This is a genomic window from Neobacillus sp. SRL179, from assembly GCF_984799095.1.
The window spans coordinates 2,485,417-2,497,576 of record NZ_OZ481792.1 but is presented as its reverse complement, the minus strand read 5'-3'; the positions used below and the strand labels follow the sequence as shown (position 1 = coordinate 2,497,576).

General features: G+C 41.3%; 10 protein-coding genes. All 10 read right to left on the bottom strand.

Features of this window, described 5'->3' with window-relative positions; all coding sequences use genetic code 11:
- Positions 1-75: 75 nt before the first annotated feature.
- Positions 76-1,800 carry an AMP-binding protein gene (locus AC4E8C_RS12340; RefSeq protein ID WP_490212392.1) on the bottom strand — a complete coding sequence of 575 codons (1,725 nt, stop codon included), beginning with the start codon at positions 1,798-1,800 and terminating at the stop codon, positions 76-78.
- 22 nt (positions 1,801-1,822) lie between these two features.
- Positions 1,823-3,379: an acyl-CoA carboxylase subunit beta gene (locus AC4E8C_RS12335; RefSeq protein ID WP_490212391.1), complete on the bottom strand. Its 1,557-nt coding sequence runs from the start codon at positions 3,377-3,379 to the stop codon at positions 1,823-1,825.
- Between the two features lie 33 nt (positions 3,380-3,412).
- A complete protein-coding gene (locus AC4E8C_RS12330; protein ID WP_490212390.1) occupies positions 3,413-4,381 on the bottom strand; it encodes an ABC transporter ATP-binding protein in 969 nt (322 codons plus the stop codon).
- Positions 4,374-5,393 carry an ABC transporter ATP-binding protein gene (locus tag AC4E8C_RS12325; RefSeq protein ID WP_490212389.1) on the bottom strand — a complete coding sequence of 340 codons (1,020 nt, stop codon included), beginning with the start codon at positions 5,391-5,393 and terminating at the stop codon, positions 4,374-4,376. The genes AC4E8C_RS12330 and AC4E8C_RS12325 overlap by 8 nt, the downstream gene beginning before the upstream one ends.
- Positions 5,394-5,398: 5 nt before the next feature.
- Positions 5,399-6,241, bottom strand: a complete 843-nt coding sequence (locus AC4E8C_RS12320) for an ABC transporter permease (RefSeq protein WP_490212388.1) — start codon at positions 6,239-6,241, stop codon at positions 5,399-5,401.
- Between the two features lie 13 nt (positions 6,242-6,254).
- Positions 6,255-7,202: an ABC transporter permease gene (locus AC4E8C_RS12315; protein ID WP_490212387.1), complete on the bottom strand. Its 948-nt coding sequence runs from the start codon at positions 7,200-7,202 to the stop codon at positions 6,255-6,257.
- 24 nt (positions 7,203-7,226) lie between these two features.
- Positions 7,227-8,792 (bottom strand): ABC transporter substrate-binding protein, encoded by a 1,566-nt coding sequence (locus AC4E8C_RS12310; RefSeq protein ID WP_490212386.1) that lies wholly within the window; start codon positions 8,790-8,792, stop codon positions 7,227-7,229.
- Positions 8,793-8,857: 65 nt separating this feature from the next.
- Positions 8,858-9,070 (bottom strand): acetyl-CoA carboxylase biotin carboxyl carrier protein subunit, encoded by a 213-nt coding sequence (locus AC4E8C_RS12305; RefSeq protein WP_490212385.1) that lies wholly within the window; start codon positions 9,068-9,070, stop codon positions 8,858-8,860.
- A 131-nt stretch (positions 9,071-9,201) separates the two neighbouring features.
- Entirely contained in the window at positions 9,202-10,338 is a 1,137-nt protein-coding gene (locus AC4E8C_RS12300) for an acyl-CoA dehydrogenase family protein (protein WP_490212383.1), read from the bottom strand.
- A gap of 148 nt (positions 10,339-10,486) precedes the next feature.
- The gene (locus AC4E8C_RS12295; RefSeq protein ID WP_490212382.1) at positions 10,487-11,950 is read right to left on the bottom strand and encodes a sigma-54 interaction domain-containing protein; all 1,464 of its coding nucleotides are present in this window, start codon (positions 11,948-11,950) and stop codon (positions 10,487-10,489) included.
- Positions 11,951-12,160 lie beyond the last annotated feature (210 nt).

The following is a 12,160-nucleotide window of genomic DNA, read 5'->3' as shown; positions in this document are numbered from 1 at the left end:
GTTCATTTATACCTCCCAAACTTATTAACAGAATACGAAATTAAGTAGGATATCTTCCGTTATGTCCAGGAACACCTATTGGGGAACCTTCAAACGTAACTCAGCCAGTAATTGCTGCCGCAATTTATATTTTTCTACCTTATTTGTTGGTGTACGTGGAATTTCATCTGTAAAACGAACATACTTCGGCCACATGTATTTGGGCATTTTATTTTTAACCCATTCATTTAGTTGTTCTTCATTCAGCAAAGACCCTGTTTTCCTAACAACAAATACTGCTACATCATCCTCATCGCCTACTTCTGCAGGTACTGGAAAGGCTGCGGTAAGATTGATGTCTGGATGACCATTGATAATGTCTTCCAACTGATAAGAAGAAATTTTCTCACCACGGCATCGAATAACCCCACCCAGCCTGTCAACGAAATAGTATTTTCCATCCTCCCCTAGGTAAGCGGCATCTCCTGTGTGGAACCAAAGATTACGAAAAGACTTGACGGTAGATTCGGGTTTATTAAAATATTCAGTTAATATAAGATGCGGTAAATGAGAGCGAAGGACCAATTGACCCACTTCACCAACAGACACCTCTACATCATTGTCATCAAGAATAGCTGCATCAAAGTAATAGGGCGGCGTTCCCATATATCCTTTTTTCGTCACTTGTTTGCCAAGCATCATTGGAATTTTGTTAAGCTTACATTGGTCCATAATTTTTTGGCGGGAAAGGCCTTTATAAAGGGGTGGTGGAGTTCCTTCGCCTTCTTCCGTTTCAACAATAATACTAATTAGCGGATTCCCTGATTCTGTTTGCCCAAAACCGGCCGTCACAATATCAAAACCAAAGCGTTGAGCGACTTCGTGATGATTGAGTGGAAGCGGCTGCATATGAACTTTATTTAAGGTATTATAACGATCGTTTTCACTTGGTTCTGGATTAACAAGCCATGGAATCATCACATCTAACAGTGTAACCATCGTCGCTTTGCACTTATGAATCCGGTTCCAAAACTGATGCGGGCTGAATTTATCCCATAGTGCCACAGTGCAGCCCTCATAGGCTGCCTTTGCTACATTAAAGAAGGCACCACCTACATGGTAAAGGGGCAGGTCGTTATAGATGACATCCTCTGATGACATCATCTGCCTGCTTCCAGCCGTGTATCCATTAATCCAGCGATGTGATTGAACAACCCCTTTTGCCGGTCCAGTGGTTCCGGAAGTATAAATAATATTAGCCGTATCCCAATAGTTTAACTCGATTTTTAATTCAGTCGTATCACCTTGCATGAGATGACTAAGTGGGAGTTCCTGATAATTTGGGTGCAAAGGCAGAGCTGCACCTTCTGCTGAATAATCATGATCTCCTTCTTTTGGGTTATGAATCACCGCGCTGATTCCACCGGTTTCTAAAGCTATTTCATTTAATACAGGCACCTTTGACCTTTCTGTTATTAGCAATTTAGGCTTCGTATCGTTTAACTGATAACTTAATAGTTTGCCGCGGTAATTAAAATTAATGGGACTGAATACTGCTCCGCATTTCCATATGCCGAACATAACCATAATCGTAATATATGGATTATTTAAAAAAACAGATATACGGTCGCCTTTTTGGATGCCTCTGTCCATAAGAGAATGGCCAATGCTATTCGTCAATTGGTGAAATTGTTGATACGAAATGCTTTTCTCATCTTCCCCGTAGTAAAGAAAGGTTTTCTCACCCGCTGTTTGAGCCCAATATTCCAAGCCTTTTGTAACAATTTCTTCTGGAAAGGCCCCTTCCATTAATGGATTCAATCACATTACCTCCTCTTTTGATTTACGGACGCATCCCATGACTGGATGGACCTAGCATTTGCGGAAGAAGTGCATATGCATCCTTCACCCACTCACAAATAAGCGGCCGGGTATCTCGTGGATCAATAATTTCTTCCACGCCGAATGCTTCAGCCGTGCGGAAAGGCGAGCGCACGGATTCCATTCGCTCAAGCAAATCCTTTAATAATTCTTTCGGATTGTCACTTGCTTCTAACTCACGACGATAAGCAACTTGTACACCACCTTCAACAGGAAGTGATCCCCAATCGCCAGATGGCCAAGCATAACGTAGATTTAATCCGTGGCCATTTGTCATTCCAGCACCCCCGACACCAAAAACACGGCGCATGATGATTTCAATCATGGGAATTTTCGCCTGATAAATCGCCGCAATGGCTCGAGCCCCTTTTCGAATCGTTCCCTTTAATTCATTTGGAAGACCAATCACCATCCCTGGCTGGTCGACTAGATTAACCATTGGTAAATGGAAGGTTTGACATAGATCTACAAATCTCTCGATTTTTTCACAACTCTCCGCAGTTAATCCTCCGCCGCTCACGTAAGGGTCTGAAGCTAATACCCCTACCGGATGTCCGTCAAGACGGGCAAAACATGTGAGCGTGCCACCGCCATAATAGCGTCCCATTTCAAAGATAGAATCCTGATCAAAAATAAGCGGCAAAATTTCTCGAATTTTATAGGGTGATCTCCTGTTTCTTGGGATAACAGAAATTAATCGTTCCTCCCTGCGGTTTGAATCGTCTGTAGATATTTGTACAGGAGGAAGCTGCCATACGTTAGAGGGAAGATAAGATAAGAATCTTCGGGTCTGCTCAAAAGCGTCTTCTTCCGAACTGGCGATATTATCAATGGCGCCGCTCGACCGGTGGACTTGAACTCCGCCTAATTCTTCCTTTGTTAAATTCTGGCCCATGCCATATTTCACGACCGGCGGCCCTGCAACAAATAATTGTGCGGTTTCTTCTACCATGACGGAAAAATGGGAAGCGACGACTCTAGCTGCTCCGAGACCTGCTACCGAACCCAGACACAAAGCCACAACAGGAACACGCTCCATATTTGAAACCACAACATTCCAGGCAGGATTTACTGGAACATATGTATGGCCTTCTGTATCCAGAAATTTAACACTTCCACCTCCGCCTGTGCCATCAACGAGACGGATGAGTGGCAGCTGGAGGTCGTGCGCCATCTTCTCCGAATAGATTTGCTTTCCCATGATGGCTCCGTCTGCTGCTCCCCCGCGAATGGTAAAGTCATCACCCCCAACGACAACTTTTCGTCCATTAATCCGCCCCGTTCCCACTAAAAAGTTGGCTGGAGTAAAATCAATTAATTGACCATTTTCATCGTATTTTGCTTTTCCGGCAAGCGCACCCGTTTCATGAAAGCTATCTTCATCTAGCAAACACGCAATACGTTCTCTTACGGTTAATTTACCTTGTGCCTTGTGTTTATTAACACGTTCCTCTCCTCCCATTTGCTGGGCAAGGGATTCACGGCGACCAAGTTCTTTTATTTCTGGCTCCCATGTCATGGCGATTATCTCCTCCTTTATTTCTCATTGGTATTACCCATGGTAAAAGCAGGCAACCCATCTGCCTTCTGACACTTGTTTAAGGGGTGGTTCTTCGTGTTTACAACGATCATCCGCAAGCGGGCACCGTGTCTGAAATCTGCAGCCAACGGGTGGATTAGCCGGACTCGGAAGGTCTCCACTTAGAATAATTCGTTCACGGTTACGCAAGGTTGGATCGGGCTCTGGGACAGCTGATATTAATGCCTCCGTATACGGGTGAAGTGGCTGCTCAAAAAGCTGTTCGGTTTCTGATATTTCCATCACTTTTCCTAAATACATTACGACAATTCGATCACTGATATGCTTGACAGCTTGTAAGCCATGGGCAATAAAAATATAAGAAAGACCCATTTCCTCTTGGATATCCTTTAAAAGGTTTAAAATTTGCGCTTGAATGGATACATCTAATGCTGATACTGGCTCATCACAAACAATCAATCGAGGATTAAGTGCCAACGCTCTGGCAATTCCAATCCTTTGCCGCTGCCCTCCAGAGAATTCTTCTGGATAACGAGAACCATGTGTGGAATTCAACCCTACCTTTTCAAGCAGTTCATCCACCCTTTTTTTCCTCTCACTGCTTGTGCCAATTTTGTGGAGAACTAATGGCTCTTCAATAATGTTGGCAACTGTCATTCTAGGATTAAGAGAAGAATAGGGGTCTTGGAAGACCATTTGAATTTTTTTTCCTAAATCCCGCTTTTTTCTTCCTTTAGATAGAATCGAGTTTCCTTCAAAAATCACTTCACCCACAGTCGGTTCTAGTAATCCAACCACCATTCTGCCCAGAGTGGTTTTCCCGCATCCCGATTCACCGACCAGTCCCAGCGTCTCACCACGATGGACATCCAGACTAACACCATCCACTGCCTTGAGCCATTTGTCTTTTTTACTAAACAAACCGCTTCCAATCGGATAATACTTTTTGACGTCTTTCATCGAAATTAATGGTTCAGGCATGGACAGTCACCTCTTCGAACTGGGAATCGGCAATAAGCCAGCAAGCTGCCTGCCTATCATTTCCTGTCTTGATTAACTTTGGACGTTCGGCCTGACATTTTTCCATTGCATGACTGCACCTAGAATAGAAATTACATCCAATTGGAAGTTCAAGTGGATTCGGTACAGCCCCCGGAATGGTATGGAGATGTTTTTCCGATGGTCCTCTAAGGGTAGGGACACTAGCTAATAAACCCTTTGTATAAGGATGCTGCGGATTTTGGAAAAGAGAGTATACATCCCCTTCCTCCACAATTTCACCACAGTACATGACAAGGACACGATCTGCCATTTCCGCTACAACTCCTAAATCATGAGTAATAAGCAGGATCGAGATGTCGGTTTCTTTTTGCAGCTCTTTCATCACCTTCAGAATTTGAGCTTGAATCGTTACATCAAGTGCCGTGGTCGGCTCATCGGCAATGAGGAGGGAAGGATTGCATGCTAGTGCCATTGCAATCATAATTCGCTGCCTCATCCCTCCTGAAAGCTGGTGCGGGTAATCATTAAGGCGAGTCTCCGGTTCTGGAATTCCTACCTTCGCTAGTAATTGAATGACGGTTTCTTTTGCCCTTTGATAACTGACACCTTGATGAACCATAATAGGCTCGGCGATTTGTTTTCCGATCGGATGAAGTGGGTTTAACGATGACATCGGATCCTGGAATATCATCGATATCTCATTTCCTCTTATCTTTTTCATTTGCTTTTTTTTCATTTTGAGTAAATTTTCACCTTTAAACGAAATGACACTATCATTATAGTATTTGATAGACGGGGAATTCAGACCCATAATGGACATTGCTGTCACACTTTTCCCACTGCCTGATTCCCCAACCAATGCAACGATTTCTCCGGCCCCGATTGAAAAGGAAATATGATTAACCGGTTTTATGACTCCCCTGGATGTGGGGATATAGGAACAAAGATCTTCCACCTCTAATACAGGTTCATTTTGCTCTCTCACATTCATTCCCCCTACATTCTCTTCATTTTAGGATCGATGGCCACTCTTAATCCATCTCCAAAAAAGTTCCCTGCCAAAACAGACAGCAGAATAGCCAGCCCTGGGAAAATCATCATTAATGGGTTAACAAAAATCATACTATAGGCCTGATGCAGCATCCCGCCCCAACTAACTTGCGGGGACTGAGCTCCCATTCCAAGAAAGCTTAAGGAGGCCTCGACTAAAATAGCCAAACTGAAACTAAACGATGCTTGAACAATGATGGGGGAAAGGATATTCGGAAGGATATGCTTCATCATGATCCATAATGGACCTGCACCTGATATTTTTGCTGCTTCTACATACGGCTCTCTCCTTACTTGGAGAGTTTGACCTCTCGCTAGGCGGGCAAATTGTGGAGTGAAAATAATCCCAATGGCAATCATGGCGTTCCATAAACTTACACCTAAAGCCCCAGTAATCCCTAAGGCAAGAAGAATTGCGGGAAAAGATAGGATGGCATCGACAATTCTCATAAATACATCATCGACAATCCCACCTAGATATCCAGAGATAATACCGAGTGGAACACCAATGATAATGGGGATTAAAATGGCAACGAGGCCAGCCTGAATAGCTGCTTGAGCCCCCGCGATTACGCGTGAAAAAGTATCCCGTCCTAATTCATCAGTCCCAAACCAATGGGTGCCGTCTGGCGGAAGCATAACGTTTGATAAATCCTGTTTATTAGGTTCAAACGGAACAATAAAGGAACCAATTAGGGCTAAAACCACTAAAAGCAGTAAATAAACCATGCTGAAAAATGCCAATTTTTCCTGATATAATCGTTGAATGGCGATACGAAGCTGCATCATACCTGCCTCCTTCCTACTTATATTCAATCCTAGGATCCAGTACGCTATAAAGGACATCTGTTACAAAATTGATGACTAATACCAATATAACCATCACTAATACAACACCCTGAAGCATGGGAAAATCTCTCTGTAAAATAGAATTCACGGCCAGCTGCCCCATTCCTGGAATGGCAAATACAGTTTCGATAACCACGGTTGCGCCCAGCATGTTTCCAAACAATAATCCTGTCGTCGTAATTACTGGAAGTAAGGAGTTACGAAGACCGTGTTTCCAGATAATCGGCCAAATTAATAATCCCTTTGAATAGGCAGTGCGAATATAATCAGATTCCAACACTTCAAGCAATGAGGACCTTAATTGTCTGGTGATTTGGGCTGCACCAAAGGCTCCTAAACAAATGGCAGGGAGGATTACACTTTGGATAAATCCTACTGGACTTTCAGAAATACTGATGAAACCGGTTGCCGGCAGCCAGCCCAGATTTACGCTGAAGAGGACGATCAAAAGCATGGCCAGCCAAAAATTAGGGATAGCCGTTCCGAGAGTACCTATAAATCGTGCTAAATAGTCCACCCAGCTATTTGGTTTAATGACGGACGCAATGGCAAAAATCATCCCAAAAACAAAGGAAAAGATAATTGATGCCAGAACCAATTGGAAGGTAACGCCGAGTCTGGAAGAAACAGCCTCACTTACGATTTCTCCTGTAAACAATGATCTGCCTAAGTCACCTTGAATGGCATTAGTAAGCCAATTCCAGTACTGAATCAGAACAGGCTGATCCAGCCCAAGCTGACTTCTTAACAACGCTAATTTTTCTTCTGTAGCGTTGTCGCCAAGCAATGCGAGAGCAGGATCACCCGGAATGATCAGGATTAGGGAAAAGACGATCAATGTTGTTACGACTAGCATGGGAATGACATACATCAAACGCCGCAGCAAAAATTTTAAAAACATAGCTCTCTTCCCCCATCTATAATTCTATTTATCTATCCATAAGAATGAGACTTTCGGCTTTCCAAGCAGCGTGCCTTTAAATCCTTTTACCTCAGGTTTCATAGCTCCAGTTACTGGGGTAAATACAAGTGGTACGGTCATTGCTTCTTCCACCATGGCAATTTCATTAATACGTCCGTAAAGCTTTGCCCGTTCCTTTGTATCATAGGAAGCCGCTGCCTTGGCAATTAATTCTTCTTTCTCTGGAGTAGTCGCTCCGCCTGTATTATAAAAACCGCTTCCACTTAAAAATAAATTAACTGTCTGTTGGGGATCGGGTCTTCCCGTCCAAGCAGTTAAGTTGGCTGGAATTTGTTTTTCATTGAAATAGAGAGCATTCCCTTTATTCATTTCCATCGTTTGGATGTTAATATCAATTCCCGCTTCTTTGGCTTGACCCTTAATGGCTTCACCCATTCTTTGCCACTCAGGGACGGTAGGAACCATTAAATCAAAACTAACTCTATCTAATCCGACACTTTTTAAGAGTTCTTTTGATTTTTTCGGATTATATTCAAGCTTTAAGTCAGGGTTATAGGCCCAATACTCTTTAGGAAACGCTTGAGAAGCCGGTTCCCCTTTTCCAAAGTACAAGGCATTAATGATCGCCTTCCGGTCAATGGCATATTGAAATGCTTGCCGAACCTCTTTCTTATCAAAAGGAGCCAGCTTGGTGTTTAGATAAATATTATGGACAAATACGCGCATTTTGGAGTCTAATACGACATTAGGATCCTTTTCAAGTACTTGAACATTATTAAGTGAGACATTCCAATAGAAATTTAATTGACCTGACTTTAAGGCATTTAACCGTGTATTTTCATCCGGCATAATCTTGGCAGTGATTGTGTTTAAATATGGCAGTCCTTTCTGCCAGTAATTTTCGTTTTTCTTGTATTGGATTTCCCCATTTGGAACCCATTTAACGAATTTGAAGGGTCCAGCTCCGACTGGATTTTGGGCAAAGTCTTTACCCAACTTCTGCACTGCCGTCGGTGAAACCATCATTCCGGAACGGTCAGAAAGTGCGAGAATAATAGAAGAGTCCGGCTGTTTAAGAGTTAATTTCACGGTATATTGGTCTACCGCTTCCACGGAGGCCACGTTCTTGATATCGGAAACGTTTGATCCCTCGGAATTGACCCGTTCCAAGTTGAATTTGACGGCCTCTGCATTAAATTCGGTGCCATCGTGGAAGGTAACTCCTTGCCTTAAATGAAGAATAATCGTTTTGTCGTCAGGTGTTTCCCATGATTCAGCGAGTCCTGGAGCTGCTTCCAATTTATCGTTGTAATTGACTAGAGTGTCATAGATTGGATAAAGTAAGGCATGATCATTCCCTGAGTTTCCTAATATAGGGTCGAAGTTACTAATATCCGTATCGTACCCGAATAACAAATCTCCTCCTTGTTTAGGTTCACCAGAGCTTTGATTTTTCTGAGGATTGGCAGATGATTGTGTATTAGATGCTGAATTTTTTTGTGAGCAGCCTGCAATAGCTAATAGTAGGGCCAAGAAGATAAAACTGATAAACTTATTTAATTTTCTCATAGGTTTCCTCCTTCAAATTTCCTTATCTGTATTACTACTTACGAACTGAACATGAGTATATTTGGTTATTCTAACTCAATTAAAAGATCCCCTTCATTGACAAAATCCCCTTCGCTTGCACGTACTTCTTTGATTATTCCTGCGGATTCAGCCTCTATTGGAATTTCCATTTTCATCGATTCGAGGATCACCACTTCAGTGCCTGCTTCAATTCGATCTCCTGGTTTAACCATAACTTTATAGACATTGCCAGCCATCAACGATAAAATTTGACTCATTTTTCTGCCCCCTTTCGTTCCTGTTCATTTATTCAACCTATTTCAAATTTTTTCTCTAAAACCATTTGTAGGAAGCGTTTACAAAATTTCTGATTCCATTCTACTATTGGTTAACCACCTCCTAAAATGGCTTATAATAAAACTTGTCTAGCAATGACCAGCTTCTGGATTAAACTGGATCCTTCATATAGCTGAGTGATTTTCGCATCCCTCATCATACGTTCAACTGGGTAATCTTCCGTATAGCCAAATCCCTCTAGAATTTGTACAGCGTCAGTCGTCACTTTCATGGCCATGTTGGAGCAGAATAACTTTGCCATTGATGCTGTACCTACCACCTCACTGGAACCTTTGTCGAGCAATTCTCCTCCATAGAAGAGCAGTCTTCTTGCGGCTTCAATTTCGGTTGCCATTTCGGCCAGTACAAGTTGAACATTCTGAAATTGCAAACTCCCTCTAGCGGTGTGTTTCCATTTATGAGCAACTTTTATAACCTCCTCATATGCTCCCTGAGCAATTCCCAATGCCTGTGCGGCTACATTTAATCGGCTGCGGTTGAGGGTTTCTTTTAAAATCTTAAATCCTTTACCCTCTCCTCCGATTAGTTGGGAACAATGAACATAAACATCTTCCAAAACTACTTCTCTGAGCGGAATTCCTTTTACACCCATTTTTTGTACCTCCCTGCCAATGGTAAGACCGGGTGTTCCTTTCTCTACAACAAAATAAGTGGTTCCCGCATTTTTAATAGAGGGATCAATAGTTGCTACAATCACATAAATGTCTGCTTCTCCCGCATTAAAAACACAAATTTTTTTACCGTTTAATTTATAATAATCGCCACTTTTTTCCGCCGTTGTACATAAAGATTCAGTATCTGAGCTAATACCCTCTTCCGTAATACAAAAAGCCCCTAATAATTCACCTACCGCGAGTGGGCGTACATATCTATTTTTTTGCTCATCGGTTCCCCCAATCAGGATAGGATTAATGGCCATTTCTTGACAAGTTAATAGCATGGATGTGGATCCGCAGCAACGAGCTACCTCTTCTATTGCAATCAATTGATTTATAAATGAACTTCCTTCTCCCCCATAACGAGCTGATACACTAGTGCCAAATATTCTATTTTCCTTAAGTATCTGGATGTGTGTTGCCGGTATTCTCTGAAGTTGATCCACATTCTTGGCTGCCGGACGAAAATAATTTTCTGCTAACGACTGAACAAAATGACGAACAATGAGCATTTCTTCCTGAATCACGATCATTACTCCTTCCATTACTTCATTTATTAGTAATGCAAGTTATGTGCCAACTGTAAAAAGCTTGTTTTAATAGGCAAATAGATTGATTTGTTGCAAAAATGCAATGAAAAAATGATGCAAAATTGCAACAGCATGCAATTTTGCATCATTTTTATTCTTCCAACTTCTTATTCTTAAAGTATTTTTGGATTTTTCTAGTTAGAGTGGAAGCATCAACGGCTAAGGCTTTTGCAGCCGTCCGAATACTTGGATAGTCCTTTAATGTACGCTCAATGATTTGTTTTTCATACATAATCATTTGTTCCTTGAGGGGCTTAAGTTTCACTTGATCAACAGTGTCTTCTACGCTTTTTACCGGGGGTTCAAATTCATTTTTTACAATCGTTGTTTTTATTTTCATTTCATTTTTTATGTCCTCAACGGTAATAATCGGCATTTCAACCATGATACATAACCGTTCTACCATATTCTGAAGTTCTCTTACGTTTCCAGGCCAGTGATATTTTTGAAAAATATCCAGCACTTCCTTAGAAAAGATTTTATTTAAACCGTATTTTATTCTTATGTTGTTTAAGAAATGATAAGTTAACGGTACAATGTCATGGTGTCTATCTCTTAGAGGAGGGATATGGATGGGGATAATATTTAGTCGATAATAGAGATCCTCTCGAAACAAGCCTTTTCGTATTAGCTCTTCCAGGTTCTGATTCGTAGCTGCTATGACCCTGGTGCTAATTTTAACCGGATGGATTCCTCCGACCCTAGTCATTTCAAATTCCTGAAGAACTCGTAATAATTTCACCTGTAATTGTAAGGGGATTTCTCCAATCTCATCCAATAAGATAGTTCCTCTAGAAGCTTGCTCGAATAACCCAACCTTCCCTTTTGGATTTGCTCCTGTAAAAGCTCCAGGTTCATAACCAAACAACTCAGATTCTATTAGTTCATTCGGTATGGCTCCGCAATTAACTTTAATAAACGGCTGATCCCTTCTATTACTATTTTCGTGGATTAGTTTAACAATTCCTTCCTTACCAACTCCAGATTCACCATACACCATTACAGTAGAATCATGTTGAGAAACTCGTAAAGCACGCTCAATGACTTTCTTCATATTTATATCATAGGCGACAATTGAATGGATTGCCTTTTTATTGTTTCTTAAATTTTCTAATTGCCTGCTTACTTCGTCATGTTCCATTTCTAGTTGAAAAATTTCATTTTTTAATTTGTTTAGTACCGTTATGTCTAAAATATGACTGACAACCTTAATGATTTGACCATCACTATTTCTAATCGGGATAGCTGTAACTAAAATTTCTTTGCCATTATAAATTTTTTCAACCAGCGTACAAGGCTTTTCATCTTTTAATACTTGTAATTCTGCGGATTGATCGATGATTTCTTCCATTATTAAATTCTTGTGAAAACGACCAATCGTATCATTCGGTTTTAAACCCGTTTGCTCTTCAAAAGCTGGATTTACCTCTACGATCATGCCATCTGTATTTGTAATAACTACACCAGTAAAGGAATGATTGATCATTTGCTGATAGGTAACATATATCTCCTCTAACTTATTCATTTCTTCTCGAGCGTCTTGGTCAAACGTCATTTGGGTGAATTCATTCCAGGTCCCTATGTAATTTCGCCTCCTTACATGTCCATGGAGTTTGATTTTCAATACCACTCAATACTAAAGAGACTTTCAATCCTCCAATAATTCCTTAGGTGAAAATGGAATCATTACTCAACGAGTTGCTTCTGAAAATTCAGAATTATCTTATTAAATAGTATCAATCAAAGAATCGTCCGTCAAGCTTCT

Excerpts from the sequence above, each read along its gene's own strand:
- AC4E8C_RS12335 (WP_490212391.1), bottom strand. The coding sequence starts at position 3,379 with ATGACATGGGAGCCAGAAATAAAAGAACTTGGTCGCCGTGAATCCCTT.
- AC4E8C_RS12330 (WP_490212390.1), bottom strand. The coding sequence starts at position 4,381 with ATGCCTGAACCATTAATTTCGATGAAAGACGTCAAAAAGTATTATCCG.
- AC4E8C_RS12325 (WP_490212389.1), bottom strand. The coding sequence starts at position 5,393 with ATGAATGTGAGAGAGCAAAATGAACCTGTATTAGAGGTGGAAGATCTT.
- AC4E8C_RS12320 (WP_490212388.1), bottom strand. The coding sequence starts at position 6,241 with ATGATGCAGCTTCGTATCGCCATTCAACGATTATATCAGGAAAAATTG.
- AC4E8C_RS12315 (WP_490212387.1), bottom strand. The coding sequence starts at position 7,202 with ATGTTTTTAAAATTTTTGCTGCGGCGTTTGATGTATGTCATTCCCATG.
- AC4E8C_RS12310 (WP_490212386.1), bottom strand. The coding sequence starts at position 8,792 with ATGAGAAAATTAAATAAGTTTATCAGTTTTATCTTCTTGGCCCTACTA.
- AC4E8C_RS12305 (WP_490212385.1), bottom strand. The coding sequence starts at position 9,070 with ATGAGTCAAATTTTATCGTTGATGGCTGGCAATGTCTATAAAGTTATG.
- AC4E8C_RS12300 (WP_490212383.1), bottom strand. The coding sequence starts at position 10,338 with ATGATCGTGATTCAGGAAGAAATGCTCATTGTTCGTCATTTTGTTCAG.
- AC4E8C_RS12295 (WP_490212382.1), bottom strand. The coding sequence starts at position 11,950 with ATGACGTTTGACCAAGACGCTCGAGAAGAAATGAATAAGTTAGAGGAG.